Source organism: Cupriavidus sp. HE11, from assembly GCF_056097175.1.
Genome location: NZ_CP184464.1, coordinates 598,977 through 625,490, shown reverse-complemented (window position 1 = coordinate 625,490; position 26,514 = coordinate 598,977). Strand labels below are relative to the sequence as shown.

The following is a 26,514-nucleotide window of genomic DNA, read 5'->3' as shown; positions in this document are numbered from 1 at the left end:
ACGGCGGGGATGGGGTCCATAGAATCGTTCGCGGATATTGATGAACGAGGAGCGATATGGATTTGTCGGAACATTTCGAACGCCCCAGGCTTGCTGCGGATATTGCACAGAAGCTGGTGCATGGGCCGGCCAGCAAGGTCATCGCGCTGATAGGGTCGCGTGGCATCGGCAAGAGTACGTTCCTGCGGCAAGAGGTGGTGCCGGCCATCCGCAAGCTCGGCGCCCTGGTGGTGATGGCGGATCTGTGGGGCGAGACCGAAAAGGACCCTGCCGACATGGTGATCGGTGCGGTCCAGAAAGCGCTGGATGCCCATGAGAGCATCGCGGCAAGGTTTGCGCACGCGGTGGGACTCAAGGGTGTCGGGTTTGGAGGCCTGTCGCTGGCCTTCGATCATGGCGAAGCGCGCGAGAAGCGGGGCGGACTGTGGGTCTACCGCTCAATGGAGGCGCTGTCGGCCCGGATGCGCCGTCCGATCATCCTGATCATCGACGAAGCGCAGCAGATGCTGGCAACCGAGCGAGGGGACAGCATGCTGTACACGCTGAAAGCCACGCGAGACCTGCTCAACAACGAACGGGGATTGTATGGCGTACGGACCGTGTTCACAGGCTCCGATCGCACGAAGCTGCTGATGATGCTGGGCGGACGGCACACGATGTACAGCGCGTCGCAGTTTGCGTTTCCGGAACTCGGCGCGGACTTCCTGCAGTGGGTGCGACGCAAGTATGAACTGCCGCCTTCGGTCGACGATGCGCTGCTCGAAAGGATGTTTCAACGTGCGGAAAGTCGTCCGGAAGTACTGATGGATGCCGCGTTGCGGATCGCGCTTTACGGCCAGTTCGAGGGTGTGAGCGTCAGGCACGCATTCGAACGGGCCGTTGACCTACGGTTGGCCAGAGTCCACCAGCCTTTCCTGAAAGCAATGGATCCTCTGGACCCGATCGACGATGCGGTGCTGCGCGTGGTGGCCGCCAATCCGTCCACGATTGCCGGGTTCGACAGCCGGACGATGGGGCTGTACCGGACGGTTGTCCAGGAACTGGACCCTGACTGGAACCGGGCGCCGAAGCGGCGCGATATCGAACAGTCCCTGAAGCGGCTCACTGCCCTGAAACTGATGTGGGGCTCGGTACTGGGCATCCATATGCTGGCGGACCCGACGCTGGCGGGTGCCATGCGGCGGGCGGGGCTGCTGGATATCGTGCCCGGGATCCCGGGCAGGCAATGGCCGGATGCCGACGAGGACATGGACGCGTTTATCGTTCCGCCGTCCGGGGCGGCGTCTCAGACCTCCGAAGACGCATCCTCGGGCCGCCTGGCCCCCGTCGACGCATAGCAGGCCTTGCCATGCCGCTTGGCATCGTACAGGGCCATGTCGGCGCGCATGAACAGTTCGCTGACCGACGTGCCCTGGTCCGGACGATGCATCGCGCTGCCTACGCTGGCCGTGGAGACCAGGCGGTGGCCGTCGATGTCGAACGGTCGCATGGCCGCGTGCACCACCGTGTGGGCGATGCGCTCGACCGTGTTGGGGTTGCCCACGTTGTCGAGCACGATGGCGAATTCGTCGCCGCCGATCCGCGCAACGGCGTCGCCTGCGCGTACGCATGCACGCAGGCGCTCCGCGAAGGCGACCAGCAGCTGGTCGCCGATGGGGTGCCCGTAGGTGTCGTTGACCGCCTTGAAGTCGTCGAGGTCAACCAGCAGCAGCGCGGTGCGGAAGCCACCAGCATCGGCGCGCGCCATGGTTTCCTGCAGGCGGCGGTCGAAGCCCTTGCGGTTCAGCAGGCCCGTCAGGTGGTCGGACAGCGTCTGGGCTTCCAGCGAGCGCAGCTTCTGGCGTTCGCCGGTAATGTCGCGCGCGAACATGTGCAGCCCGGTGACGGCATCCTTGGCGTCGTTCCAGGCGGGCTGGAAGGTCATCTCCCACGCGCGCCCCTCGGCATTCTCGCGGCTATACGTGACGGATTCTCCGGCGCACGCCTGTTCCAGGTACGGCTTGTTGGCCACGTACTCGGGCGTGCCCCAGAGTTCGCGCAGCGAGAGGCCGGTGATCTGGTTGGCCGGGAGGCCGAAATGGCGTGCGTAGGCTTGGTTGACGAACACGAAGCGCTCCTCGGCGTCGACAAAGGCCACCAGGTCTGGCACGTGGTTGGCGATGGCCTCCAGCCGCTTCTCGCTGGCCGCTGCATTGCCGGTGGCAGCCTTCAGCGCGGCTTCGCGTTCGATCAGCTGGGTCATCACTTCCGAGAACGTGCCAGCCAGTTCGCCGATTTCATCATCGCGGCGCACAGGCAACTCGGCCATGGCGGCCGGCTGTTCGCAAAGACGGCGCACGGTGCGGTGCAGATGCTCAAGCGGCGCCAGCAGGTGCCGGATGACGGCCCACATCAGGATTGCGGCGGCCAGCAGCGTCACGATGCCCAGGATGACGGCACGGTGGCGCACTTCGACCAGCGGCGCGTAGGCTTCGGCGGCAGGCAGGACCGATATCACTTCCCAGCCGTTCGACTCCAGCAGGAAGCGCGCCACCACGGGCTGTTCGGGCCATATCGACTCGAACTCCGATTCGGGGGCTTCGGCCCCGCACGACTCCCCGACGGCCTGGGCCGGAGTGAGTACCTTTGCCGCGTCGGGGTGCATCGCGTAACGCGGATTCGGGCCGGCCGACACCAGGCAATAGAAGCCGGTGACGCCCACGCGGTGCTGCGCCAGCTCGCGCAGGAAATTCTCTGCGGAAAGATTGAGCACGCCGCCCACCACGCCGCGCAGTTGACCGTGGCTGTCATACATCGGCACGGCCAGGATCACGCCGGGGGCGCTCGTGTGCTTGCCTTGCAGCAGGTCGGAGACGGCAAAGTCTGCGCCGTTGACGATGGCCTTGAAGTAGTCGCGATCGCCTACGGTCATCTTCACGCCATCGGGTACGGCGGTGCTGAAGACGAGGGTGCCATCGGTCGAGGCCAGGAAGGTCGCATTGAAGTGCTCGGGCATGTCCACCGTATCGATGGCCATCTGGCGCAACTGACCAGCCGGACGATCGAGCACAGGCGCGAGCGTTCGCGCGAGCCGCCGCAGCACGATGGCGCGCGACTCGAGCTTCTCGTCGAGTTGATCGGCAACCAGCTTGACCAGGGTGTCCTGCTGGGCCTGAACGACTTCCTTCAGGCGGGTGTATGCGTAGACCTGGGAAAACCCGACCCGCACCACAAATACCAGCGTGACAACCGTCGCGGCCGCGATCGCCATTCGATACTTCAATGAGTGCCGCATGAATCTCTTTTTGTTCTGCGCACTGACCCGTTTTCCGGTTGCCTGGGCTTCAATGCAACGACCCTGCCCATCTGTTGGATGCATCTTGACGATGCAGCGTTGGCAGCCGGTTCAAAGCGTAGCAGAACCGCCAAATTTTTCGGCGAGAGCAACGCTGGAAACGCGTGTGCTATCCCACATGAGGTGGCGTATGCGGCGCGTCGTGGCGACGGCGCGACACCGGGGCGCATTCTTGTGGCTCAAGGGCAGGCCGTCAGGGCTTCGGCCAGCCAGTCGATGACGGGCCGGAATCGCGATGCGCCCCGAAACTCGGGCGGGTAGGCAAGCCAGATTTCGCGGATCACTTCGGGAACCGGGCGGACCAGCGAGAGGCCCGGTTCGCCAGCCGCAAGATAGTGAGGCAGCAGGGCAACGCCCAGCCCGGCGCGTACGCCTTCGCGCACGGCCACGAAACTGTTGGACTGGAACGAGAAGCGCCGCCCCTGAAGCTGCGGCCACTCGACCTCCGGCAGCGAAAAGCCTTCGTCGAGCAGTCCGCACAGCGGCGTATCTCGCGATTCCGCCGTGGTGGCTGACATGGCGGCGGGCGCATATAGCCCGAAGTGGATCGTGCCGGCGCGCTGCGCGACCAGCGAATCTTCCTGCGGGCGCGCCAGGCGCACCGCGATATGGGCCCGGCGCCGGGCCAGGCTGGTGACGCGGTTATCCACTTCGAGCCGTACCTCCACGTCGGGATTGCCGGAGTAGAAGGCGGGAAGCCGTGGTGTGAGGAAATGGCTGCCCAGTGAGGCCGTTGCGGCCACCCGCACGATGCCGGATACGCCTGGGCTGGCGCCTTCGATCTCGCGCAGCAGCCGGTCGGCGGACTGTTCCATCTCGCGTGCGGCGGCTAGCGCATTGCGTCCGGCGGCCGTCAGGACGAAGGTGCCGTCGGTGCGCGTCGCCACGGGTTTGCCCAGCGCGGTCTCCAGACGCCGGATGCGCCGGATGGCTGTGGCGTGCGTGATATCGAGTTCCCGGGCGCAGGCCGAATAGCTTCCGACCCGCATCAGCGTGGACAAGGTCAGCAGGTCGTCCCAGGTAATTGTGCTTTTTTGCACAGTAAATGTGATCTGGTGGCTAATTGGCGTACAGGTTACCGATCTCTACGATGCCTGCATAGCCACTTTTATCCGACGGAGCCCCCATGACCGTAACGCCTGCCGCCAAGCCCTTTACCTTGCTCGACGCCGCTGGTGCCAGCCGCCAGCCTTCCGCCTGGTCGGATGCCGTGCTGGTGCTGGTGGATCACCAGCGCGAGTACGTCGATGGCAAGCTGCCCCTGACCGGCATGCCGGCAGCGGTGGCGGAGTGTGCCGCGCTGCTGTCGCTGGCGCGCCGGCACGGTACGCCCGTGATCCACGTGGTACACCATGGCAAGCCCGGGGGGGCATTCGATCCATCGGGTCCGTTTGCGGAGATCATTGAAGGCGTGACGCCGGTTGACGGCGAGCGGACGGTCATCAAGAACCTGCCGAACAGCTTTGCGGGCACCGACCTCGCAGCGCAACTCGAAGCGCTTGGCCGCAAGGAACTGATCGTGGCCGGCTTCCAGACCCATATGTGCATCAGCGCGACAGTGCGTTCGGCACTCGACCACGGCTATCGCGTCACACTGGTCGCCGCGGCCTGCGCCACGCGCGACTTGCCCGATCCACTGGGTGGAGAGCCGTTGCGGGCCGCCGAACTGCATCGGGTCACGCTGGCCGCGCTGAACGACCGGTTTGCGACGGTGGTGGCGGACGCTTCCGCGTGGCAATGACACTGACCGACGCAACGTGAGGGTTGCCGGGGTGGGTGACGAATTTAAGATGTGTGCAATCAATTACATATTCGTCACGCGCTGGGGGCGGCGGTCTGGGGCATACTAGCGCCTTTCCGACGCGGCAAATCCGGCCGCGTTCGCTCAATCAAGCCGCCCCTGCATGAAGCGCATCCTGCTTATCAAGATCACGTCGCTTGGCGACATGGTGCACACCCTGCCGCTGCTGTATGACCTGCGCCGTGCCTATCCGGAGGCCAAAATCGACTGGATTGCCGACGCGTCGTGCGCGGATATCCCCAGTTGGGCGGTCGGCGTCGACCGCGTCATCGCGCCGCCCCTGCGTCAGTTCAAGAAGAACGGCCGCAAATGGCGCGACCTGCGCGGCATCATCGGTGCGCTGATGTCGTTGCGCCGCGAACGCTATGACGTGGCGATCGACGTTCATGGTGTCTACAAGAGCGCCATCGCCGCCCGGCTGGCACGGACAAAGCGACGCCTCGGCTATGCGGCCGAATTTCTCGGCGAAGAAAAGGCCGTGTTCGCCTACACCGAGATTTTCGGCCCCCATGGCGATGCCAACTGCCGCCAGAAGATGCGGATGGTGGTAGCCAACGCACTGGGCTACGACATCGAGCCGCACGAGACGGCCGAACTGCGGATACCGGCACCGGCCACGCCGTTGAACACCGACGGCGTGCCGCGTGCGCTGCTGTTCCACGCGACGTCGCTCGATATCAAGAAATGGCCACAGGCCAACTGGGTCGAGATCGGGCACCAGCTGGCCCGGCGCGGCTACCGCGTGCAGTTGCCGTGGGGCTCGCAGAAGGAGCAGCAGGAAGCCCAGGCACTGGCAGCGGCCATTCCCGGTGCGGAGGTCCTGCCGCGCATGTCGATCACCGAATGTGCCCAGCGCGTGGACGCTGCAGCGCTGGTCGTCGGCATGGACACGGGCTTTGTGCATCTTGCGGATGCGTTGGGCAAACCGACGGTCATGCTGTTCACTGCCACGTCGAGCCCCCATTTTGGCGTCAACAAGCCGGGCCAGTCGGTGTCGGTCGGCGATAACGGCGCACCGCCTTCGGTCGACGAAGTGCAGCGGGCCATCGACTACGTCACCCATGCCAGCCCTGTGCCCGTGGGCGGCGCACCGCTTCAGGCCGCCGGCAGCGCATCGACGTAACGCCAGTATTCGAAATCCACAATCGTCGTATTGCCGTTCATGGTGACCAGGTCAAGCATGAACGGCTGGCGCCGGATCAGCATGCATGTCAGGTAGCGCGACGCGCGGGTCAGCGCCGGCGGTGCGGCCGTGGCTTCGCCGTGACGCATTGCCAGGCGCAGGATATGCACCGGCACAAAGCGCTGCGGATCGTCCATGCGCGCCAGGGCTGCCCCACGATATAGCAGCGACGACTGCGCCAGACGGGCAAACCGGGTGCGCAGCTGCGCCAGCGTGGCCGGCGCCAGCGCCGCGCCGGTTCCCGTCAGCCCCACGGCGGTCAGGCCGCGTACGTTGGCACGCCAGAGTCCGCCTACCACCACCAGCGGGTCACGCTTTTCCGGCGGCGGCAGGCTCGACAGGTCTTCCGAAACGGCGAACATGTCGCCGTTGAGATCGTAGAGATGGCTGCGCAGTCCGAAACGCCGGTGGTACCCGATGATGCAATCGAGATCCTCGTCCAGGATGGGGCGCGCATCGCGCGGCAGATAGCGGGGCCTGACCTCGAACAGGCCGGCCGACGCGGCATAGTGTCCCGTCCAGGTTTTCAGCAGGCCCGCATCGGCTCCGTAGCCGTTTTCGGTATTGGCGGGTGACAGTTCCAGCGACATCGTATTCAAGGCGTAGCGTTTGGGGTAAGCGTTCAACGCTACGCGCCGTGCTGTTCGACGTCGTTAGGACATTTCTAATTGTTGGCGCGGAAATTTCTCGTCCTGACAGCGGATTGACGCTGCGCAATCCAGCACGCCTCTCGGCCGGCCCGCCAGTCAGTGGATCAGCCCGCCTTGCACAAAGCGCACGGGCTCCGCGTCCATCCGCAGCAGCAGCGCGGTCAGGCCATCGGGCGGCTGGCGCTGGCCGGTGCCGATGTCAGTGCCGGGGCTGCCCGGACCGTCTCGTGTCGACTGTCCCGCCGTGCAGACCAGACTGGCGTCGCTCCATCCGTTGTCCCCGGGCGTTGCCAGCGCCCGGAGCCAGCCGTCACGGTCGGCCAGCCATGTTGTGCCAGACAACCGTGCCGGGTCGACCCCCGCAATCCGCGCGAATGCCGGCCAGGCCTGCACGGATGCGGCCACGCAGCCGGCGCGGAAATCGGGAATCGCCGACGGCGGTCGGCCATCGCGCGTGACCAGCAGCGTCAGAAAGCGTGGATCGTCTAAGGGCAGCATTGCCGGTGAACCGTCGAATGCCGTCACGCGTACGCGCTGGTGCCCGCGCCAGTCGTCCAGCGCGCGCGGTGCGGCCTCGCCGCAGCGGACCATCACTTCGGGCAATCGCAACGGTACAGGCCAGCTTCCCTGCTCGGCGCCGCCCGTGCCGGCGGCCAGCGCCTTCAGATAATCGATCACGGCCCAAGCCTGCGCGTCGTCAAGTTGATTGCCGAAGGCAGGCATCGTCGTATGCCCGTTGCGGTCGCGCATGCCGGCCACGATGTGCCAGAACAGTTCGCCTTCGGCACGTCGACCCAGCAGCGGACTCAGGAAGGTGGGCGGCCAGCGTGACAGCATGGCCGCCAGCGGGCCTTCGCCCCGGCCGTCGGCGCCATGGCATGCCACGCAATGCCGGGCGTAGACCTGGGCGCCGTTTGCGATGGCGTCCACGGCGAATCGCGTGGGGCTCTGGTGGAAGCTTGTGGGTGCCGCAGGCGTGACCAGCAACGCTGGCGATGGCCAGGGTGCCGCCACCAGCGCCAGGGTGCCGATGCCCAGCCACGCCATGCGCCGCCTGCGCCAGCACAGCGCCACGGCCAGGCAGGCCAGCGCCAGCACGACGGCCAGTACGGACAAGCCAAACTGGCGCGCCAGCCCAAGGTCGATCAGCAGGGTTTCGCCGGCAATGCGGTGGGACCACGGCCAGGCAGGCTGGCCATGAAGATCGCCGGACCAGCCCAGCGCGTGCCAGACCTGCAGCAGCGCAAGCTGGGTCTCCTGTACCAGGCGCAGCAGCGCATGGAGCCATGCCTGGGGCGGCGGCGCGGTCATGGCGCGTGCCGGGGGAGAGCGTTACCAGCTGGCATCGAGACCCAGGTGCCGCAGTGCTTCGTGCCGCAGTTCGGTGAGTCGCGGATCGCCGCGATGCCGGGGGTAGGGCAGGTCGACCGGGATCTCGGCGGTGATGCGGGCCGGCCGCTGACTGAACACGATCACGCGTTGCGCCAGGAACAGCGCTTCTTCCACATCGTGCGTCACCAGCAGCGCCGAGAACCCCGCGCGTTGCCACAGCGCCACCAGATCGCTCTGCATGGCCAGGCGCGTCAGCGAATCGAGCTTGCCGAGTGGTTCGTCGAGCACCAGCAGCCGGGGATCGTTGACCAGCGCGCGGGCCAGCGCCACGCGCTGGGCCATGCCGCCCGACAGCTGGTGCGGAAACGCGCGGGCGAAGGCCTCCAGCCCCACGCGCTTGAGCGCGGCATCGACTCGATGGCCTTCGCGGCGCAGCAGCCCGCGGGCCTGCAGGCCCAGTGCGACGTTGTCGCGCACGCGGCGCCATGGGTAGAGCGTGGGGTCCTGGAAAACGACGATGCGCGATGGGTCAGGGCGGTCGATCGGCGCGTCGTCCTGCAGGATCTGGCCCTGCGACGGGCTGTCGAGCCCCGCCACCAGCCGCAGCAACGTGGACTTGCCGCAGCCACTGGGGCCGAGCAGCGCGACGAATTCGCCCGGCGCCACCTTCAGGTTGACGCTGTCGAGCACCGGCAACTGCTTGTCGCCATCGCCAAAGGCATGGCTGACGGCGCGGATATCGATCCGGGCGCCACGCGTGGATTCCGATGCGGCCACTACCATTTGACGGTTCCTTTCTGCCATGACAGTGCGCGGTCGCGCACGGCAAACAGCAATGTGATGACGCCCGAGAACAGCAGGGCCATGACGATCAGTGCGGCATACATGTTCACGTACGAGGCCCAGCCCTGTGCCCAGGTCAGGTACCAGCCCAGCCCCGACTTCACGCCCATCATTTCGGCCGTGACCAGCACCGAGAACGACGCGCCCAGCCCCATGAACAGCCCCACGAATACCTGGGGCAGTGCCGCCGGGATGGCGACGCGCAAGACCAGGAAGACCTCGGACGCGCCCATCGTGCGGGCCACGTCGTAATAGCTCTTGTTGACGCTGGCTACGCCGGACCAGGTCAGCACTGCCACCGGGAATGCCGTCGCCAGCGCGATCAGGAAGACGGCCGCCGAATAGCTTGACGGGAAGAAGTAGAACGTCAGCGGCAGCAGTGCGGTGGAGGGCAGCGGCCCCAGCACGCGCAGCACCGGATGCACCCAGTAGCCGATGCGGCGCGACCATCCGATCGACACGCCGATCAGGAAGCCGGCCACGCCGCCGTAGGCCACGCCGAAGCCGAGCAGCTTCAGCGTGTTCAGTGCGCTGTCGCCCAGGCGACGCCAGTCGTCGATATAGACCTCGATCAGCGCCTGCGGCGGGGCGAAGAAGGGCGTGGGCAGCAGCGCGGTCTTGGCGGTCAGGATTTCCCACGCGGCGAAGACCAGCGGCAGCGCCACCAGCCACGGCCCGGCATGCCGCAGTGTCTGCCGCACCCGGCGCAACGGAGCTGCGTAGCCGCCCGCCAGCGCCACCACCAGCAGCGCAGCGGCGGCCACCAGCACCGCGATGCCGAGTTCCTCGGTATAGGCCCAGTCCGAAAAGCCGGCCACCTTGTTCGGCCAGCGCCACGTGAGCGCGCCGAAGCCGCCCCATGCCAGCGCGGCAACGATGCCGATGGGCCAGACGCTCGACGGCGTGCGGGCCGCGTCGGCCGATCCGGCCGATCCGGCGAGTGGCAGGGGTGTATCAAGCGTTTGGTGCGAGGTTGCCATGTCGGCTCTCCCGGGTTAGCCAAGTACGTTGGCGTAGACGTGCTGCGCCAGCTTCTTCGTATCGGTCGATTTCTTGAGCACGCCAATGCGCTGGAAATCGCCGGCGTAGAACGCGATCTCCTCCTGCAGGTCCACGCCGGTCGGGTGATGGTTGTAGGTCAGCGACGCATAGAGCTTGCGCAGGTCCTCGGTGCTGATCTTGGGCGAGTACCTGGCGAAGACCTTGGCCGCCTCGTTCGGGTTCTCGTTGACGTAGTCGGTGGCCTGCACGATCGAGCGTGCCAGCGCGGACGCAGCGGGCCGGTCGTTGCGGACCAGTTCGCCTCGGGCGCCGATCACGCAGCAGACCTTGCGCGCGTACTCGCCGGTCAGGTTGGTCGCCAGTTCCACGTAGGCGCCGTTGGTGCGCTTCTCGAGCAGGTAGAGGTTGGGGTCGCCGTCGGCAATCGCCTGGATCTCGCCCTTGTCCACGGCCACGCCGAGCAGGTCGGCCGGGTACTGGCGCCAGGTGATGTCGCGATCCGGGTCGATGCCGTTCTTCGCCAGCAGGATCGTGAAGAAATGCTTGCCGGGCGCGGCCAGGTCGCTGACGCCCACGGTCTTGCCCTTGAGCGCCTGCAGGTTGGTCACGCCGGCGGCCTTGGCGCCCACCAGCCGCACGCAGCCGCCATGCGAGCTGCCGATGATCTTGACGTCGAAGCCGGCTTCGAGCGGCTTAAGCCAGCGGTGGATCATGCCCACGGCGGCATCGGCCTTGCCGGTGGCGATCGATTCCAGCAGCTGGTCGGTGGACCCGCTGTAGTTGATCAGGTCCACCTGCAGTCCGTTCTTCTCGAAGAAGCCCTTTTCCTGGGCCACCACGATCGGCGTCAGGCAGAACGAGTTCTGGTTCCACGCAAAGGTCAGCTTGCGCGGCGCGGACCAGGCCTGGCGGCCCAGGATCAGGGCCGGTGCGGCGATGGCCGCCGTGCCGGCGAGCCGCAGGACGCTGCGGCGGAGTGCATCAGGTTGATCAGGTTGGAAGGTGTTCTGGCTCATGATTTCCCGCTCCCCGTTGTTGTTGGTGTGGGTGGTTCAGGCGGCGCGACGGCGCTGTTCGGCATCGCGCTGTGCCACCAGCTCGCGCACGCGCGGAATCAGCTCGCGGCCATAGTCGACGGTGTCTTCGAACGGATCGAAGCCGCGGATCAGGAAGGTGGTGACGCCCAGGTCGTAGTACGCCAGCAGGCCATCGGCTACCTGTTCCGGCGTGCCGACCAGGCCCGTGGAGTTCGAGCGGCCGCCCGTTTCCCGCGCGATGGCCGTCCACAGGCGCTGGTCGACGCGGTCGCCTTGTTCGGCCGCGGCAAGCAGCCGGCGTGCGCCTTCGCTCTGCTGGGGGCCGCCTCGGCTGTAGCCGGCCTGCACGCGTAGTGCGCGGGTGCGTTCGAGGATGTCGCCGGCACGCTGCCACGCCTTTTCTTCGGTATCGGCCAGCACGGGCCGGAACGACACCGAGAAGTTGACCTCGCGGCCGTGCTTTGCCGCCTCGGCGCGCACGCGCGTGGTCAGCTCGCGCACCTGGTCGAGCGACTCGCCCCACAGCGCATAGACATCGGCATGCTTGCCGGCGACGGCAATGGCTGCCTCGGACGCGCCGCCGAAGTAGATCGGCACATGGGGCTGCTGTGCCGGCTTGACCTCGGAAAAGCCGCGTTCGAAGCGGTAGAACGTGCCCGCGTGGTCGAACGGCTGCGGCTCCGTCCAGATGCGCCGCAGGATGCCCAGGTATTCGTCGGTACGGGCATAGCGCTGGTCGTGGTCCAGATAGTCGCCGTCGCGCTTCTGTTCGTCGTCCGAGCCGCCCGAGATGAAGTGAACGCCGAGCCGGCCGCCGCTGAACTGGTCCAGCGTGGCGATCTGGCGCGCGGCGAGCGTGGGTGACGTGAAGCCGGGGCGGTGGGCCAGCATGAAGTGGATCCGCTCCGTCACCGCGGCTGCGTACGAGATGGTCAGCGTGGCGGACGGGCCGGTGGAGTGGTGCGGCACCAGGATGCGGTCGAACCCGGCCTGCTCGTGGGCCTGCGCAAACGTGCGCACATAGTCGCGATCGATCACGGGCCCGGCGGGCGGATGGATTTCCGATTGCTTCTGGCTCTGGATCATGCCGATGAAATTGACGCTCATGCGTGGCGCTCCTGGTTTGCCTGGATGGGGTACGGGTATGGACGAGAACCGTACGCCCCCGCGCCCGCAGACCCAACGAATAAAAACGCCGCTCCATATGCAGCAAAAACCGCCGCTCGATATGCGATATGCGTCGTTATCAACGTCCGGCATGCGGCGGTACGCTATGTGGCGCCTGATCCCATCCCCCCGAAGGAAATCCATGTCTTCGTCATCCCTGCATCGCCTGCCCACCCCGGCGGCACGGCTGGACGACGTGCTGGCCGAACTGGCCGCGCGCTTTGCCACCACCGCCGCCGTCCATGACACCGATGGCACGTTTGCGCACGACAATTTCGCGCTGCTGCACCGCTACGGCCTGATCGCGCAGGTAGTGCCGGCCGCGCATGGCGGCGCTGGCGCGGGGCTGGCCGAAGCGCGGCGCATCGTCGCGGGCGTGGCGGGTGGCGATGCGGCCACCGCGCTGGTGCTGACGATGACCTACCTGCAGCATCGGGCCATCGGCCGCGCCGATTCGCACTGGCCGGACGCGGTGCGCCAGCAGGTGTTCCGCAGTGCCGTGGAGCAGGGCGGCCTGATCAACTCGCTGCGCGTGGAGCCGGAGCTCGGTTCGCCGGCACGCGGCGGGCTGCCCGGCACGGTCGCCACGCGCGTGGGCGACCGCTGGCGGCTGCGCGGCCACAAGCTCTACACCACCGGCATCCCGGCCCTGCGCTGGCTGGCCGTATGGGCGCGCACGCACGAGCCCGAGCCGCGCGTGGGTATCTTCCTGGTGCCGAAGCCAGACGCCGATACGCCCGGCATCCGCGTGATCGAAAGCTGGAACCACCTCGGGCTGCGCGCGTCAGGCAGCCACGAGACCGTTTTCGAAGATGTCTGGATTCCGCTGGAAAACGCCGTGGACATCCGCCCGCCCGCGGCCTGGGCGCCGGCCGGCGGCAGCCAGGCGGATATCGACGCCAATGCCGATCAGCAGGCGTGGATGGTGGCGCTGCTGGGCAGTCTGTACGACGCCGTGGCACGTGCCGGCTTCGACTGGATCCGCCAGTTCGTGCGCGAGCGGGCACCGGGCAGCCTTGGCAAGCCGCTGGCGAGCCTGCCGCGCGTGCAGGAGGCGGTTGGCGAGATCGCCGCGCTGCTGCGCGTGAACCAGGTGCTGCTGGACGACATTGCCGCCCGCAGCGATGCCGGCGCGCCGCCGCTGCCGGCCGACAGCGGCCTGCTCAAGTACACCGTCACGTCGAACGCGATCCGCGCCGTGGAACTGGCGTTGCAATTGTCGGGCAATCACGGGCTGAGCCGGCACAACCCGCTGGAACGCCACTATCGCGACGTGCTCTGCAGCCGTATCCACACCCCGCAGAACGACGCCATCCTCACCGCCGCCGGACGCGTGGCGCTGGGCGCCTGAACCGGCGTGCCGACAACTGCCCGCCGTGCTATGGTTGTGTGCGATGTGCCGCAGCCTAGACGGCACACGTAATCTGGAGACAAGCCATGGCTGAGACGCTACCTGGCGCGCTGGCGCCGCTACGCGACTTCATCACCGCCTTTTCCGCCTTGCTGGACCAGCAGCCGGACGAGCCCCGTATTCTTGCAGAAGGCGGCCGGCTGCTCGCCAGGCTGGTGGCGCGCGACGACTGGCTGCCCGACAGCTATGCGCAGCCCCATCCCGAGTACTACCAGCAGATGCTGCTGCACTGCGACTCCGCCGAACGGTTCTCGATCGTCAGCTTTGTCTGGGGGCCCGGGCAACGCACGCCAATCCACGACCATACGGTGTGGGGCCTGATCGGCATGCTGCGCGGCGCCGAGTACGCGCAGTCGTATGCGATTGGCGGCGACGGCGTGCCGCGCCCGGAGGGCCAGCCGGTGCGCCTGGAACCGGGTCAGGTGGAGGCCGTGTCGCCCACGGTGGGCGATATCCACCGCGTTCACAATGCCTTCGACGACCGCGTATCGATCAGCATCCATGTCTACGGCGCCAATATTGGCGCGGTAAGCCGCCATGTCTATCCGGAGGCCGGCGGCACCAAGACGTTCATCTCCGGCTACTCCAATACCACCTTGCCCAACCCCTGGGACCGCTCGAAGGAATCCGTCGCATCATGACCGCAGCCAGCCATCCGTTTCCCGTCACGACCAGCCAGGCGGTGCGCCAGGCATTGCTGGACCGCACCGAGATCGCGCTGGTGGATGTGCGCGAGGAAGATCCGTTCGCGCAAGAGCATCCGCTGTGGGCGGCCAACTTTCCGCTGTCGAAGCTGGAACTGGAAGCGTGGACCCGCATTCCGCGACGCGACACCCGCATCGTGGTCTATGGCGAGCATGACGGCCAGGACCTGGCGCCGCGTGCTGCCGGCGTGCTGCGTTCGCTCGGCTATACCGATGTGTCGCTGCTCGACGGCGGTCTGGGCGCATGGATTGCCGGTGGTGGCGAAGTGTTTCGCGACGTCAACGTGCCCAGCAAGTCGTTCGGGGAAGTGGTGGAGGCCAGGCGGCACACGCCTTCACTGAGCGCCACCGAGGTGCAGGCGCTGATCGACCGCAAGGCCGATGTGGTGATCGTCGACGCACGCCGCTTCGACGAGTACCAGACCATGAACATACCCACGTCGACCAGCGTGCCCGGCGCGGAGCTGGTGCTGCGCGTGCGTGAGCTGGCGCCCGACCCTGGCACGCAGGTCATCGTCAATTGCGCGGGCCGTACGCGCAGCATTATCGGCACGCAGTCGCTGATCAATGCCGGCATTCCGAATCCGGTGGCAGCGCTGCGCAACGGCACGATCGGCTGGACCCTGGCGGGACAGACCTTGTCGCACGGTGCCAGCCGCCGGGCACCGGCCCAGGTGGGCGCCGGCAATCTGGAGCATGCCCGCACGGGTGCTCGCGCCATCGCCGACAAGGCAGGCGTGAAACGCATTGCGCTCGGGGCGCTGGCATCGCTGGACGCACCGGGGCGCACTGTGTACCGCTTCGACGTGCGCACGCCCGAGGAATATGCCGATGGTCATCTGCCCGGCTTTGCCAGTGCCCCGGGCGGCCAGCTGGTGCAGGAAACCGATCACAATGCGCCGGTGCGCGGCGCACGCATCGTGCTGGCGGATGACGACGATGTGCGCGCGAACATGAGCGCGTCGTGGTTGGCCCAGATGGGGTGGGATGTCTTCGTCGTGGAACCGGTTGGCGACGCCCAGCGCAGCGAGCGCGGAGCGCCTGCGGCGAATCGTCCCGCCACGCCGGAGGTGGCCACGGTCTCGCCAGCAACGCTGTCGAGCTGGCTGGAAGCCGGAGACGTCGCGGTGATCGACGTGACGGCCAGCGCCAACTACGTAAAGCGCCATATCCCCGGTGCGTGGTACGCGATCCGGGCGCAACTGGCCCAGGCACTGCGCCAGATTCCGCCGGCCCGCCGCTACGTACTGACGTGCGGGTCGAGCCTGCTGGCGCGGTTCGCGGCAGTGGACCTGCAGGCCCTGACAGCAGCGGACGTGTTTGTCCTGGAGGGCGGCAACGCGGCGTGGTTTGACGCAGGCCTGCCGGTGGAGCAAGGCGAGACACGCCTGGCCGTGCCGCGTTCGGACCGATACCGTCGTCCCTACGAGGGTACCGACAACGCGGCCGCAGCCATGCAGGCCTATCTCGACTGGGAATTCGGCCTGATCGCGCAACTCGATCGCGACGGCACGCATTTCTTCGAGGTGGCTTGAGCCAGTTCGCATTGCGCAAAGGCAAGGCCCCTGTGCAACGCAGGGTGCCATGCCCAAATGCAGCAGGAATGTTCCATTTGGGCACAGAAGTTTACGCCGATACGTGTGAAGATCCCCCATCGAAAACACGGCACCGCCTTTCTCATCCGACAGGCAGGGGCCGCAGCAACTGGGGGTCAATCCATGGATGTCGTACCGATACCCGCGTGGACCGAGGAGCGGGTGCTGCCGCCGGTGAATGGGCTCCATCCGGTGAGTATGGAACGGTCGCCTTACAACGTATCGCTGATTGCGTTGGTCGAGCGATTTGCCACGTCATTGCATCGCTGCAAGCTTTTGCAAGGACTGCTGGCGTTCAGGAAGGCGTTGCACGAAGCCGGCGTCCGCAGCGGTTTCCAATGGATCGACGGCAGTTTTTCCGAGGACATCGAAACGCTGGAGTGGCGCGTCCCGCGCGACATCGACGTCGTGACGTTCCTGGACGACCACGATCAGATGCTTGTGAAGCGGGTACCAAGGTATCTGCTTGACCAGCAGTTCGTGAAAAGGCGATTCATGGTGGACAGCTATTGGGTCGACTCCACCATTTCCATGCGGGACCTGATCTGCCTGTCGACCTATTGGTACAGCCTCTGGTCACATCGTCGAAGCTTGCAGTGGAAAGGCTTCCTGGAGATCGATCTTGATCCCGCCCTGGATGATTCGGCGCATGACGTCCTTGATGCGGCCGCGTGTCGGCTGACGCAGCGCGCGAATTCCGATACCGCTGAACTGCATTTCAAAGGACTGACAAATGACTGAATATCAGATCAACCGGCTGTATGCAGACCGAAACTTTCTCATGAGGATGATCAAGTCGCTGCCGGAGGGGATTACGCGCGTCAGTCTCGAGTATCGACTCAATCAGGTGCTTGAGGAGCTGGCAGTGGTCCAGGCCCAGGTGCCGGCGCCGCCCTCACAAATCCCGCGTCCGCGGAATGATCACGGCCTGCCCGTGTAGCACGCCGTCGGCATCGAATATCTGCCACAGCGTGGCTTCCTCGATCATGAAGCGGCGTCCCGACTTGGTGATGCGTACGCCCTTGTAGCCCGATTCGTAACCGTGCTGCTGCACCCGTTCAAGAAACCGCTGCCGTTCCTCTCGGTTCGGCGCCTCGGCCGATAGCCGCGAGGGCAGGCGTGTGATTTCGTCCCAGTCGTATTCGAAGCGCTCCTGGGCGGCCTTGTTGCCGTAGATGAAAACCGGGTCGGGCGCGATGTCATGGGCCAGGATGGCGAAGGGCGCCGTCTCGTAGAGCCATGCGGCGGCCTCGGCCATGGGCATTGGCTGTGGCACCAGTGGCTTGCCAAGCAGCCGTGCGTAGCTGCTGGCGAGCAGCGCGTAGAACGCGGGGTCGCTGTAACGGGGAAGCAAGGACGACAAACCTCCAGCCAGCTGTCAGGCAGCCCCGGATGCGCTGCTGAACTCCGCGAACACGCGTGCCTGGACGACCTCCATGACTTTCAGTTCTTGCGGATTGGCCGCATCGCTGGCGGTCACGCCGGTGGCATCCTTGGGCTTTGCGCCGATCGGATAGAAGACAAAGCTCGACCCGAAATCCTTGCCAGCTTCTTTCTTCAGGCTCCGGTTCAGGGCCTTGAGGTACTTCTTTTTCGTGGTCTTGGACATTGGCATGTTTTCTTGGTCGCTTCCTGGACTAGTGGTGAACGTGTTTGCCGCGGAGTGCCTGAACGGCCTTGCGCTCCGTCAGCACCAGCAGGTAATCGGGAAACTTCGCATCGATCAGCAAGCCGTCCCAGGCATGCCAGAACTCCCAGCGCACCTGTTCCACTGGCAACCCAAGCGAGCTGGCGATGCGGGCAATTGCATCTTCGCCCGCTGCCGGCCTGGCCTTGCGCACAGGACCTTCGTCGTTTGCCACGCGGTTCTGCGTTGGCAGGGATTCCTGGATAACGTCTTCAGAGTGATTCATCAGGCACTCCACTGGGGATCGGCGTGAAGCTATGGTAGTCGGCCCCTCTCCATCGAATCAACTTCTGATTGGGCTTGTCTCTAATGTTTATCCGAGCAACCCCGCGGGCACGTGCCGCAGCGCCCGCCGCTGGGATGCATGGAGGCCACAAAGCGGGTAGGAATGACCAAGAAAATACCGGGCAAGTGACCAGTCAGATGGCCAGCTTCCTGAGCCCTTCAAGCACCGCGGCACCCTTGAACGGCTTGACGATCCAGCCCTTGACGCCGGCGGCCTTGCCCCGGTCCTTCATGGCCTGGCTGCTTTCGGTGGTCAGCATCACCACGTTGACACTCTTGTTGGCCAGCTCGCCGCGAATTTTCTCGACCATGGTCAGGCCGTCCATGTTGGGCATGTTGACGTCGCTGATGATGAGGCGGATGCCCGGGTCGGCCTTGAGCCGTGACAGCCCGTCCTTGCCGTCGACGGCGGTTTGTACGTCCAGCCCGTTGGTGCGCAGAAAGCTTGCTACTTCGTCGCGCACCGCGCTCGAATCATCCACTACTAGAATTTTCGCCATTTTCTTCTCCTGCAGGTCAATCCATACCTAAAAGCTTCAGAACAATTCGAGCCCGCCTTCGCTGGTGTCTTCCTCGATTTCCTGTCCCAATTGAAAGTCGACGGATACGCGCGTGAACATGCACATCGTCACGCCAACCTGTACTGATGTACCGATCGCAACATCGAAGTTGGCGCGGTAGTCGGGGTGGAGGCTGTCCACGTGGCGCAGGCTCTGGCCGCCCAGCACATAGGGCGTCGACATGCCGAGGTCCGGAAAATGCCGGACGAGGTCCTGGTTGATCGCGCCACAGCAGAGGTTGCCCAGTTCCAGCAAGGCGTCGCGCAGATCGTTGGCGTTGCCGCGTGCAAAGTATCCGGCGGACGCGGCGTCGTCGCGGAAGCGCAGGAACAGCATGTACCGGAAGCCCATCGACGCGATCGTGAGCACGACGACCACATCGTCGTCCGCGACCGGGGCCGGCTGCGTTTCCAGGCGGGTGATCTTGCAGGCATCGTCGTCGGTCAATACCAGCCGGGATTCCACCGCGCGACGCAGCACGCGTTCCAGGCTGTGTCGCGCCTGCACGCTGATCATGGCGCCGTTCACTGGTATGCCGCCTCGAACTGCTCGGCCAGCAGGGCGACGCTGGCCAGCGATGCCGTTACCATCTTGCCGCCGGCCTGGATGTCCTGGAACGTGGCGGTGGTTGTCAGGTCGCTTTGATGCAGGCTGTCGCCATAGCTCTTGGATAGCGCCTCGGACCGCGCTGCCAGTGCGCGCACCTCGCTTGCCACCACGCCAAAGCCCCGGCCCGCCGCCCCGGCGCGCGCCGCCTCGATCGACGCGTTGAGCGAGACAATCACCACATGGCGAACAATCGACGACAGCTCCATGTTCTGCTCGTGCATCGCCCGGTTGCGCGCCATCAGCGAGATCATCTGCTCGTGCCAGCGTTCGAACGTGTCGGCGAGTCCGCGCAACCGCTTCGTTTCGTCGGCGATCTGGCGAGCCTGGCGTAGCGCATCGGCCCGCAGTTGGCGGCTGGCGGCGAGTTCCGTGCCAAGTTGGTCGATGGATGCCGTCTGCCCGGCCGCAGTTTCCTGCAGCCGCTGGATGTCCGAGGCCAGCGCGTCCTTGTCGCGCTCGTGTTGCGCGATGCGGTCGCGCAGTTCGGCCTGGGCCACGTCGCGCGACGCCAGCGCGCTGTCCTGCGTGGCCTGCGCCTGCGCTGCCATGCGTCCGGCGTTGTGGCGCCACGCCAGCCACGCCGGCACCGCCGTGATCGCCGCACCCAGCAATGCACCTACAAGATACTCACCCATACTGCCTGTTCCTTATCCGACGCTATCCAACCTTTTTCAGACCTGCCCAACTGCCCAATCCGATGCGGATTTCCGCCCGCGCGCTACAGCTACAGCGCCATCGGCGCGGGCGTTTCGGCCAGTACGGCCACGCTGTCCACGGCGAACCGCTCGGGCAGGCTGACCACGGTTTGGAACTGGCGGAAGGGGGCGCCCACATGGTTGTCGGTGAAGCGCAGTTCGATGCTGCCGCCGGAGCGCGACAGGAATTCCTGCGCCGCATCCATGCCGACGCCACGGCCCGAGATCGTGGTCACGCTTTCGGCCGTCGAGAACCCCGGGTGGAAGATGAAGTGCGCAATGGCATCGTCGCCAAGCACGGCATCGGCGTCGATCCAGCCACGTTCGATGGCCGTGGCGCGGATCCTGCCCAATGCCAGCCCCCGGCCATCGTCGGCAACGGTCATTTGCAACTGCTGCTGGTCGACGCCGGCTTCGATACGAATCGTGCCTGCCGCCGGCTTGCCAGCGGCCAGGCGCTCGTTGGCCGGCTCGATGCCATGGTCGATGGCGTTGCGCAGCAGGTGCGTGAACACGTTCTCCAACATGCCCGTGACTTCGGCACGCAGACGGTAGCCGTTGTCCTGGATGCTGACTTGCGGGGCTGCCTTGCCCAGTTCCGCGGCCAACGAGGGCAGGGCATCGACCACCGGCGATAGCACTTCGGCGAAACTGGTGGCGTCAAGCACGCGGAGGATGCGATGCACCGCTGCCCGCATCGATAGCAGTTCGGCCATGCTATCGGTGCGTGCGCCTTCGAGCAGACGCAGGCTTTCGCGGATGCGGGCCATCTCGGTGTCGGTCGGGCGGCCAGCGGCCAGTGCTACCGGCCCGCGTGCATCGCCATTGCCCCTGCGGCCAAGCTTGTCCTCGCTGATCGTTGTGTAGCGGGCCAGCGTGTCGCGCACCCGCGCCACGTCCTTTAGCAGCGCATCGGGATTCCACTCGCTGGCCTGGCGTTCCAGGTTGCGCAGCAGTTCCAGTCGCTGCTCGGCCTCGTGAACCACATCGGTCAGATGCTGAAGCTTGTAGGTTCGCGCATTGCCCTTGATCGTATGCATGTTGCGGAACAGGGCGGCAATGGCGGCATTGTCGGCTTCGGTGGACTGCCGGATAATGTGCTCGTTCTCGTGGACGAAGCCATGCGCCGTTTCCATGAACTTGTGGAACTTCTCCTCGCTCACGGCCAGGATCTCGCCGATGATCTCCAGGCTGCGGCGCTGCTCGCTGGCCTCGGCCGCCAGTTCGCGCAGCTGGGTCACGTCGCGCACACAGAGCATCAGCCTGATGATCGTGTCGGCATCGTCGGTGATGGCCGACCAGCTCAGGTCCAGCACCTTGATCTGGCCGGTGGGCAGCCGCTTCTCGATTTCGATGGGCAGCAGGTGTTCGTTGAAGACAAAGTTGATGCCGTCCTGACCCAGGCAGGCGTCGATGGCGGCATCCACCTGCGCCAGCGCGTCGGCACCCAGGCCGGTGTCGGTGAACACCAGGTCCATGAACCGGCGTCCGGCAATGTCGCCGGTTCCGAAAATCTGTTCCAGATACGCCGAGTATTCCGCATGCACCACGCCACCATCGACCACCGTCAGAATGCCCTGCTGCATGTTCTGCAGGATGGCCTGGATATCGGTGGTTTTCTGGCGCAGCAGCGATGCGTTCTCCTGAATCCGCTCGATCATCTGGTTAAACGCCACGATCGAATGACCAATTTCGTCCATGCGGCCCACCTCGATACGCCGCGTGAAGTCCTGGCTGGCGGCGATTTCGCTCATGGTGGTCTGCATGCGCGTGAGCGGGCGGGCAATCTGGCGATGCAGCAGCCAGCCGATCAGCGACAGCAACACCACGGCGGTGGCGCTGACCAGGCCGATGGTGCCGGCTGCGCTGGCGAGCTTGCTGTTCAGCGCGGCAATGGCATCGTCCTTCTCGCGATTCTTCTCCACGCGTAACGTATCGACGATTTTTTCCATCTCGTCGCGGTACCGGGCCACGTTGGCGAACAGAAAGGCCTGCGCGATCTCGTCGCGGCCGGCGGCCTTCATTTCAGCGGTTTCGCGGATGGCGTCGAAATAGTTGGTCAGGCTTTCGTTGGCCTGCGTCAGCAGACCCTTCTGCGCATGGGTGGCAGCGTTGTTGGCCTGCCTGGCTAGCGCGTCGCTCAGCGCCGTCTGCCTGGCCTTGAGGTCGTCCTGCGCCTGGGCCAGCAGGTTGGCGTCCGGTGCGTAGACCAGGGTCATGGTCGCCAGCTGGATATCCTTGACCAGCGATACGACATCGGCCGAAGCCAACGCGCTGGGCACGACGCCTTCGGTCACCTGTTTTACTTCAGAAGCGCTGGAACGTGTCTGCAGTACGGCGTAGCCACCAATCGCGGCCAACGCCAGACACATCAGGACGATCAGCAGCACTATGCGCTGACGAATGGTCATGGCAAAGCTCCCCGGCATTACGAGTGTCAAGCCCTTCAACGAAGGGGATCTGCCTTGTCTTTCGCGAGGCATGTTTTTCGGGGGTGATTATGGGGATTGCACTGTGACCTTGGGATGACATGTCATGGTCCTGCAGTGCCCCTCAGAGGTAGGGGGAGGTTTGGCGAATGCGTGACCTCTCCGTATGCTTGTCGGGTGAATCTGACATGGAAGGGTCTGTCGATGACGGAGATGGCGCGCCCGATGGTTCCCGCGGAGATTTCAGAGCAGGCCTTGCTGGCATGCGCAGTGATTGCGCGACACGTCGGCGGCACGCTGGTTGGTATCCAGCTGTTCGGCTCGGCTATCGATGGCGGTTTGAAGCCCCGCAGCGACATCGATCTGCTGGTGGTCGCGCGTGCGCGGCTTGGCGAATCGGCCAGACGCGCGCTGATGCTCGATCTGCTGACGATCTCCGTGCCGCCCGGCAGTGACGGACGCTGGCGCGCGCTGGAGGTCACCGTGGTGGCATATGAGGACGTCGTGCCATGGCGCTACCCGGCACGGCGCGAGGTTCAGTTTGGAGAATGGCTACGTGCGGATTTGCAGGCCGGCATCGTAGAGCCGCCAGTTGCCGACCACGACCTGGCGATCCTGCTGACCAAGGCTCGCCAGCACAGCGTGGCACTGGTGGGCCCGTCGGCGGAGACGCTTCTTGATCCGGTGCCCTCGCAAGACTTCAACCGCGCGCTGCGCGATACCGTGGCGCAGTGGAATACCGAAGCGGATTGGAAGGGCGATGAACGCAACGTCGTATTGGCGCTGGCTCGCATCTGGTACAGCGCGGCAACCGGAAAGATCGCACCCAAGGACGTGGCGGCCGCATGGGTGCTGGAACGGTTGCCTCATGCTTTCCGTCCGGTGCTGATTGCGGCGAGGGCAGGGTATCTGGACGGCGGGCAGCCATCGGCCCTGGCCAATGGCAGACAGGTGACGGCATTCATCCGCCTCGTGCGCGCCACTGTCGAGGAAATTCTCGCGGCGTAGGCACCGATCCACCTGATGGTTTGGGTGACGGGTGACAAGTAGCGCATGACCAGCACCAAAACAAAAAGCCCAGCATCGCTGCTGGGCTTTCTGATGAATCTGGTGGTGGTACAGCGACCAGATCGGAGCGTAAAAAACTATAAAAAACAGCAGGATGTGGAATTTCTAATGCCCAGCATACCCTGTTGCATACCCCGAAAAGAAAGGGTTCACCGAATGGCGCGGCACGCGTTGATCGGGTCGCCCACGCATGCTGTCGGTCGGCTCTGCTCAACCCGCTCCGGTCAGATAATCTCCGGCTTTGGCATCTGGAATGCCGATAAGCAGCCGTTGGCGACAACACCCCCTCGGCTAGAAGAGGGAGCGGTGTAGCTAGACTGCATGGAGTCGCCAAAAGACTGATCGTTCTCAGTCGGTCAGTCGTCCGCTAGGGGTCGGGTTGCGCCAGCACGCTTTTCGAATTCATCGTAGGAGAGCAGCCAGTGGTATTCCGTTTCCCGGAAGCGCCCCAATCGGCAGCGCGTATTCCCGACCCGTCCAGGACGCTCGCGTCCCTCAATTCGCCAACCGCGCCCGAAATGGCGACTGATAATCGCTGCCGACTTTTAATGGCCTCGCAGGCACCTCTAGCAGGTTGCTGAAATACCTTCTCCCGGCGCAGACGGTAGAGGTCTTTACACGGTGCGCCTCACCCATCAACTTTGTCAAATAAATCGATTGTTGGCGTTCTATGAGGTCGTCGGTTTTGCATCGAGGCTCGACAAACAGTATTTTAGCAACCTCTTAGGCCTGAGTTGGATCGTATGATAGGACATCGTCAATTAGGCTCTTGAAATCCCTTGGGCGCCCCTTCGTAGCGTAGTCAATACGGATTCGATCCGTTACAAGTCGCACTTCATCGAGGTCGTGCACCGAATATACAATCACCTGCCTATTTCTGTAGCCCAACGTGCGCGCATGCTCAGCAAAATATAAACCTGGGTACTTTTTGTACAAGTCCCCTTTATTGGCAAGCGCCGTGCTGTATTCACCTGAGGCGGGCACATTTAGATCGACTACAATCGCCCTAAAACTCTCCGCGCCAAGATTTTCGACTGCACTCTTTATATTCTTGGCAACCACGCAAGGATAGCCTTTTTCACTCAAGTATTCTGGCAGCCACGCAATATTATGCGGCTCATCATCGACAATCAATATTTTTTTACTCACATTAGCGTTCCGCGAGAAAGGCGTTTGGGATTCTAATTTCAAATTTGGCAAGTCTTTTATCATGAATAAAGCTTGCCGAAATTTTACCTTTAAATATCCGCTCGATGATTAATTTGCAGATGTGAAGACCCAGCCCGGAGCCCGCGGATGTCTTCTGCTCGGCATGCTTGCCGCGAACGCCGAGCTCGAAAATATTCTCGTCATTCGAGAACGGCGTGCTGCGCCCTGAAAAGTCAACGATAAGCTGTCCAGATTTCTTCTGAATCCAATGCCTTATCTCGATACTGGAATCCTCTTCACCGTATTTCGTATAATTATCGAACAAATTCATAAACACCTGCCGCAACAACTCTGGGTCACCGTGGACAGAATTTTGAATGTTCCGATCCTGCACCTCGAAGCGGATTTGATCATTTTCTGCTTGCTCTTGGAAAAACTGTGCCGCCTCGATCAGAAGCTGAGGTATCACGCAGATCTTCGTCGTCTTTGCCTTCGGCTCCGCGAAAGTCGCGGCCCCATATTGGGCAAAGTATGCGAGATTTCTAATCAATGAAACAGTATATTCCAACTGTGCGCGAGCGCTCTTCATTCGCTGCTCACGCCGATCCCCCTTGATAGTGCCATCAATCAGATTATCGAGAGTTCCGATAACACCGTTCAGCGGGTTGATAGCTTGGTGCGTCAAATTTTGAATCAATGCGACCGTTTGGGCGGAATCAATTGGTTGCATCGGTAGCCTCCAATACAATAGAGTGGGTATCAAGTCTCCGAAACTTTATGTGTCCCCAGGACCCCACGGTTTCCAAATCCTTCTCCAAGGTTTCAATGCCTCTCAACGGCACCCTGAGCTGCCGGGTATCTGGGATGCGCGCAATATCCAGAGTAGCCATGCTCGAGTGGCAGAATATCATCGACAACACAGCTCGCGCAGCGAATCTGTCCGCGCCCACCGCTGAAATTTCCTCGCCTCCTTGAAGCCAGGGGAATGAATCCACCTCCAACCTGAAGCGTTCTGTTGAAATACTTCCGCCGGATTCGATTTGCGTGAGTCGTGCGGCAATTAGCTCCGAAAGCGCGGACACGACGATTTGCTGCCTATCTAAAGGTCGACCAAATTCTATGTGCGCAGCCAAACTATTTGAATATTTGAGGAGGACCTTTGACAACTCCACAAACGCAAGGGCAGCCTGCTGCATGGAGTTATTGGATAGTCCATATTTCACTCTAATATCTTGATAAATGTCGAGTCGATTATTTAAATCTTGTCTCCCCCAAAATCTAATATGCGGGCGTCGTCGGCTGTCATTCCATCTATTTACCTCATCAATTGCCTGAGGCGATAAGGTGGATGTTGTTACAAAATGGAGCACGTCAGCAGAATTTGAATCCGCATAGGCGATTTTTTCCCATACCACAGGCCAGCTCACTGTGCTTTCATACTGCTTGCACTCTACATACCAGCTCGTGCGCATAGTGTGCCCAGAGAAGTCCTGATCGAACACGTCCCCTTGGATATCGCGTCCTCCGTCTCGACCGGGCGTTCGCCAGACGGCATTTCGGAGGCCGAGACGTTCAACCAAGTCGAGGGTCAAATTCTCGAACTCCGTTGGAGTTAAGTCCGATAGGGTGCGAATTGCCATTCAAAAACTCCGAAATTGGGCCTGACAGTATGTCCCTCTTTTCCCTCTTAAGACCACCCAATGGGACAGTGCCTCGGTTCACCCCAGTTTTGTGCGCCATTGCTACCACTGCGGGCTCGGCATAGCATAGCCTACTGTCGGCTACTCCTGTAGTTATCAGTTCCGACCAATGCCGCTGCCTTCTCCTCGGCGGCGTGCAGCGCCCGCTTGATCGGAGTGTCAATTCTGATAATCGACGCTCCGCGAGCTCGCACGACGGCATCCGCGCAGTTGGGATTCGAACGCCAACGTGTTGCTGCCCATGGTAGTTGCGATCAGAAAGCTGCCGTTGGT

At 63.8% G+C, this 26,514-nt stretch carries 26 protein-coding genes; 8 read left to right on the top strand and 18 right to left on the bottom strand.

Annotation, left to right across the window (positions count from 1 at the left end; all coding sequences use genetic code 11):
• Window positions 1–56 precede the first annotated feature (56 nt).
• A complete protein-coding gene (locus tag ACOABP_RS02870; protein WP_474226884.1) occupies window positions 57–1,337 on the top strand; it encodes an AAA family ATPase in 1,281 nt (426 codons plus the stop codon).
• Here the strand turns inward: ACOABP_RS02870 and ACOABP_RS02865 are convergent.
• Window positions 1,286–3,250 (bottom strand): diguanylate cyclase domain-containing protein, encoded by a 1,965-nt coding sequence (locus ACOABP_RS02865; protein ID WP_474226883.1) that lies wholly within the window; start codon window positions 3,248–3,250, stop codon window positions 1,286–1,288. The two genes, ACOABP_RS02870 and ACOABP_RS02865, sit on opposite strands and share 52 nt — an antisense overlap.
• 263 nt (window positions 3,251–3,513) lie before the next feature.
• The gene (locus tag ACOABP_RS02860) at window positions 3,514–4,374 is read right to left on the bottom strand and encodes a LysR family transcriptional regulator (protein ID WP_474226882.1); all 861 of its coding nucleotides are present in this window, start codon (window positions 4,372–4,374) and stop codon (window positions 3,514–3,516) included.
• Between the two features lie 86 nt (window positions 4,375–4,460).
• Between ACOABP_RS02860 and ACOABP_RS02855 the strand changes: the two genes are divergently transcribed.
• Window positions 4,461–5,075, top strand: coding sequence for a cysteine hydrolase family protein (locus tag ACOABP_RS02855; protein ID WP_474226881.1), 615 nt, complete (start codon window positions 4,461–4,463; stop codon window positions 5,073–5,075).
• A 163-nt stretch (window positions 5,076–5,238) separates the two neighbouring features.
• Window positions 5,239–6,258: a lipopolysaccharide heptosyltransferase I gene (waaC, locus tag ACOABP_RS02850; RefSeq protein WP_474226880.1), complete on the top strand. Its 1,020-nt coding sequence runs from the start codon at window positions 5,239–5,241 to the stop codon at window positions 6,256–6,258.
• Here waaC and ACOABP_RS02845 read toward each other — a convergent pair.
• From ACOABP_RS02845 to ACOABP_RS02820, 6 genes are all read right to left on the bottom strand, one after another.
• A complete protein-coding gene (locus ACOABP_RS02845; protein ID WP_474226879.1) occupies window positions 6,231–6,944 on the bottom strand; it encodes a hypothetical protein in 714 nt (237 codons plus the stop codon). The two genes, waaC and ACOABP_RS02845, sit on opposite strands and share 28 nt — an antisense overlap.
• Window positions 6,945–7,064: 120 nt before the next feature.
• Window positions 7,065–8,279 carry a c-type cytochrome gene (locus tag ACOABP_RS02840; protein WP_474226878.1) on the bottom strand — a complete coding sequence of 405 codons (1,215 nt, stop codon included), beginning with the start codon at window positions 8,277–8,279 and terminating at the stop codon, window positions 7,065–7,067.
• 21 nt (window positions 8,280–8,300) lie between these two features.
• Window positions 8,301–9,083, bottom strand: a complete 783-nt coding sequence (locus ACOABP_RS02835; protein WP_474226877.1) for an ABC transporter ATP-binding protein — start codon at window positions 9,081–9,083, stop codon at window positions 8,301–8,303.
• The gene (locus ACOABP_RS02830) at window positions 9,077–10,123 is read right to left on the bottom strand and encodes an ABC transporter permease (RefSeq protein WP_474226876.1); all 1,047 of its coding nucleotides are present in this window, start codon (window positions 10,121–10,123) and stop codon (window positions 9,077–9,079) included. Before ACOABP_RS02830 ends, ACOABP_RS02835 begins: the two co-directional genes overlap by 7 nt.
• Before the next feature lie 15 nt (window positions 10,124–10,138).
• On the bottom strand, window positions 10,139–11,161 hold the full coding sequence (locus ACOABP_RS02825) for an ABC transporter substrate-binding protein (RefSeq protein ID WP_474226875.1): 1,023 nt from the start codon (window positions 11,159–11,161) through the stop codon (window positions 10,139–10,141).
• A 36-nt stretch (window positions 11,162–11,197) separates the two neighbouring features.
• A complete protein-coding gene (locus ACOABP_RS02820; protein ID WP_474226874.1) occupies window positions 11,198–12,289 on the bottom strand; it encodes an LLM class flavin-dependent oxidoreductase in 1,092 nt (363 codons plus the stop codon).
• A 202-nt stretch (window positions 12,290–12,491) separates the two neighbouring features.
• Here ACOABP_RS02820 and ACOABP_RS02815 point away from each other — a divergent pair, with 202 nt between their 5' ends.
• From ACOABP_RS02815 to ACOABP_RS02800, 4 genes are all read left to right on the top strand, one after another.
• The gene (locus tag ACOABP_RS02815; protein ID WP_474226873.1) at window positions 12,492–13,700 is read left to right on the top strand and encodes an acyl-CoA dehydrogenase family protein; all 1,209 of its coding nucleotides are present in this window, start codon (window positions 12,492–12,494) and stop codon (window positions 13,698–13,700) included.
• Window positions 13,701–13,786: 86 nt separating this feature from the next.
• Window positions 13,787–14,401, top strand: a complete 615-nt coding sequence (locus ACOABP_RS02810) for a cysteine dioxygenase family protein (protein ID WP_474226872.1) — start codon at window positions 13,787–13,789, stop codon at window positions 14,399–14,401.
• Window positions 14,398–15,999, top strand: a complete 1,602-nt coding sequence (locus ACOABP_RS02805) for a rhodanese-related sulfurtransferase (protein ID WP_474226871.1) — start codon at window positions 14,398–14,400, stop codon at window positions 15,997–15,999. The genes ACOABP_RS02810 and ACOABP_RS02805 overlap by 4 nt, the downstream gene beginning before the upstream one ends.
• 183 nt (window positions 16,000–16,182) lie before the next feature.
• Window positions 16,183–16,800: a DUF6932 family protein gene (locus tag ACOABP_RS02800; RefSeq protein ID WP_474226870.1), complete on the top strand. Its 618-nt coding sequence runs from the start codon at window positions 16,183–16,185 to the stop codon at window positions 16,798–16,800.
• A gap of 154 nt (window positions 16,801–16,954) precedes the next feature.
• On the opposite strand, the gene ACOABP_RS02795 is transcribed toward ACOABP_RS02800, so the two are convergent.
• From ACOABP_RS02795 to ACOABP_RS02765, 7 genes are all read right to left on the bottom strand, one after another.
• Window positions 16,955–17,413, bottom strand: coding sequence for an MEKHLA domain-containing protein (locus ACOABP_RS02795; RefSeq protein ID WP_474226869.1), 459 nt, complete (start codon window positions 17,411–17,413; stop codon window positions 16,955–16,957).
• A 24-nt stretch (window positions 17,414–17,437) separates the two neighbouring features.
• The gene (locus ACOABP_RS02790) at window positions 17,438–17,668 is read right to left on the bottom strand and encodes a hypothetical protein (RefSeq protein ID WP_474226868.1); all 231 of its coding nucleotides are present in this window, start codon (window positions 17,666–17,668) and stop codon (window positions 17,438–17,440) included.
• Window positions 17,669–17,696: 28 nt separating this feature from the next.
• Complete coding sequence (locus ACOABP_RS02785) at window positions 17,697–17,972, bottom strand: DUF3562 domain-containing protein (RefSeq protein WP_474226867.1); 276 nt, start codon at window positions 17,970–17,972, stop codon at window positions 17,697–17,699.
• Between the two features lie 193 nt (window positions 17,973–18,165).
• Window positions 18,166–18,531: a response regulator gene (locus tag ACOABP_RS02780; RefSeq protein ID WP_474226866.1), complete on the bottom strand. Its 366-nt coding sequence runs from the start codon at window positions 18,529–18,531 to the stop codon at window positions 18,166–18,168.
• Window positions 18,532–18,567: 36 nt separating this feature from the next.
• The gene (locus tag ACOABP_RS02775) at window positions 18,568–19,107 is read right to left on the bottom strand and encodes a hypothetical protein (protein ID WP_474226865.1); all 540 of its coding nucleotides are present in this window, start codon (window positions 19,105–19,107) and stop codon (window positions 18,568–18,570) included.
• 8 nt (window positions 19,108–19,115) lie between these two features.
• Complete coding sequence (locus tag ACOABP_RS02770) at window positions 19,116–19,835, bottom strand: methyl-accepting chemotaxis protein (protein ID WP_474226864.1); 720 nt, start codon at window positions 19,833–19,835, stop codon at window positions 19,116–19,118.
• An 89-nt stretch (window positions 19,836–19,924) separates the two neighbouring features.
• Entirely contained in the window at window positions 19,925–22,306 is a 2,382-nt protein-coding gene (locus tag ACOABP_RS02765; protein WP_474226863.1) for an ATP-binding protein, read from the bottom strand.
• A gap of 231 nt (window positions 22,307–22,537) precedes the next feature.
• Between ACOABP_RS02765 and ACOABP_RS02760 the strand changes: the two genes are divergently transcribed.
• On the top strand, window positions 22,538–23,332 hold the full coding sequence (locus tag ACOABP_RS02760; protein ID WP_474227760.1) for an AadA family aminoglycoside 3''-O-nucleotidyltransferase: 795 nt from the start codon (window positions 22,538–22,540) through the stop codon (window positions 23,330–23,332).
• Between the two features lie 783 nt (window positions 23,333–24,115).
• Here the strand turns inward: ACOABP_RS02760 and ACOABP_RS02755 are convergent.
• From ACOABP_RS02755 to ACOABP_RS02745, 3 genes are read right to left on the bottom strand one after another with little or no spacing between them, the layout of a single operon-like run.
• On the bottom strand, window positions 24,116–24,541 hold the full coding sequence (locus ACOABP_RS02755; protein WP_474226862.1) for a response regulator: 426 nt from the start codon (window positions 24,539–24,541) through the stop codon (window positions 24,116–24,118).
• 1 nt (window position 24,542) lies between these two features.
• Entirely contained in the window at window positions 24,543–25,271 is a 729-nt protein-coding gene (locus ACOABP_RS02750) for a sensor histidine kinase (RefSeq protein WP_474226861.1), read from the bottom strand.
• Window positions 25,258–26,181 carry a restriction endonuclease gene (locus tag ACOABP_RS02745; protein ID WP_474226860.1) on the bottom strand — a complete coding sequence of 308 codons (924 nt, stop codon included), beginning with the start codon at window positions 26,179–26,181 and terminating at the stop codon, window positions 25,258–25,260. The genes ACOABP_RS02750 and ACOABP_RS02745 overlap by 14 nt, the downstream gene beginning before the upstream one ends.
• Between the last annotated feature and the right edge of the window lie 333 nt (window positions 26,182–26,514).

What these genes read in the sequence shown, in the direction of transcription:
- ACOABP_RS02780 (WP_474226866.1), bottom strand. Translation starts at nt 18,531, where the DNA reads ATGGCGAAAATTCTAGTAGTGGATGATTCGAGCGCGGTGCGCGACGAA.
- ACOABP_RS02820 (WP_474226874.1), bottom strand. Translation starts at nt 12,289, where the DNA reads ATGAGCGTCAATTTCATCGGCATGATCCAGAGCCAGAAGCAATCGGAA.
- ACOABP_RS02750 (WP_474226861.1), bottom strand. Translation starts at nt 25,271, where the DNA reads ATGCAACCAATTGATTCCGCCCAAACGGTCGCATTGATTCAAAATTTG.
- ACOABP_RS02840 (WP_474226878.1), bottom strand. Translation starts at nt 8,279, where the DNA reads ATGACCGCGCCGCCGCCCCAGGCATGGCTCCATGCGCTGCTGCGCCTG.
- ACOABP_RS02785 (WP_474226867.1), bottom strand. Translation starts at nt 17,972, where the DNA reads ATGAATCACTCTGAAGACGTTATCCAGGAATCCCTGCCAACGCAGAAC.
- ACOABP_RS02865 (WP_474226883.1), bottom strand. Translation starts at nt 3,250, where the DNA reads ATGGCGATCGCGGCCGCGACGGTTGTCACGCTGGTATTTGTGGTGCGG.
- ACOABP_RS02810 (WP_474226872.1), top strand. Translation starts at nt 13,787, where the DNA reads ATGGCTGAGACGCTACCTGGCGCGCTGGCGCCGCTACGCGACTTCATC.
- ACOABP_RS02835 (WP_474226877.1), bottom strand. Translation starts at nt 9,083, where the DNA reads ATGGTAGTGGCCGCATCGGAATCCACGCGTGGCGCCCGGATCGATATC.
- waaC (WP_474226880.1), top strand. Translation starts at nt 5,239, where the DNA reads ATGAAGCGCATCCTGCTTATCAAGATCACGTCGCTTGGCGACATGGTG.
- ACOABP_RS02805 (WP_474226871.1), top strand. Translation starts at nt 14,398, where the DNA reads ATGACCGCAGCCAGCCATCCGTTTCCCGTCACGACCAGCCAGGCGGTG.
- ACOABP_RS02830 (WP_474226876.1), bottom strand. Translation starts at nt 10,123, where the DNA reads ATGGCAACCTCGCACCAAACGCTTGATACACCCCTGCCACTCGCCGGA.
- ACOABP_RS02775 (WP_474226865.1), bottom strand. Translation starts at nt 19,107, where the DNA reads ATGATCAGCGTGCAGGCGCGACACAGCCTGGAACGCGTGCTGCGTCGC.
- ACOABP_RS02815 (WP_474226873.1), top strand. Translation starts at nt 12,492, where the DNA reads ATGTCTTCGTCATCCCTGCATCGCCTGCCCACCCCGGCGGCACGGCTG.
- ACOABP_RS02800 (WP_474226870.1), top strand. Translation starts at nt 16,183, where the DNA reads ATGGATGTCGTACCGATACCCGCGTGGACCGAGGAGCGGGTGCTGCCG.
- ACOABP_RS02870 (WP_474226884.1), top strand. Translation starts at nt 57, where the DNA reads ATGGATTTGTCGGAACATTTCGAACGCCCCAGGCTTGCTGCGGATATT.
- ACOABP_RS02790 (WP_474226868.1), bottom strand. Translation starts at nt 17,668, where the DNA reads ATGTCCAAGACCACGAAAAAGAAGTACCTCAAGGCCCTGAACCGGAGC.
- ACOABP_RS02825 (WP_474226875.1), bottom strand. Translation starts at nt 11,161, where the DNA reads ATGAGCCAGAACACCTTCCAACCTGATCAACCTGATGCACTCCGCCGC.
- ACOABP_RS02765 (WP_474226863.1), bottom strand. Translation starts at nt 22,306, where the DNA reads ATGACCATTCGTCAGCGCATAGTGCTGCTGATCGTCCTGATGTGTCTG.
- ACOABP_RS02760 (WP_474227760.1), top strand. Translation starts at nt 22,538, where the DNA reads ATGGCGCGCCCGATGGTTCCCGCGGAGATTTCAGAGCAGGCCTTGCTG.
- ACOABP_RS02770 (WP_474226864.1), bottom strand. Translation starts at nt 19,835, where the DNA reads ATGGGTGAGTATCTTGTAGGTGCATTGCTGGGTGCGGCGATCACGGCG.
- ACOABP_RS02745 (WP_474226860.1), bottom strand. Translation starts at nt 26,181, where the DNA reads ATGGCAATTCGCACCCTATCGGACTTAACTCCAACGGAGTTCGAGAAT.
- ACOABP_RS02855 (WP_474226881.1), top strand. Translation starts at nt 4,461, where the DNA reads ATGACCGTAACGCCTGCCGCCAAGCCCTTTACCTTGCTCGACGCCGCT.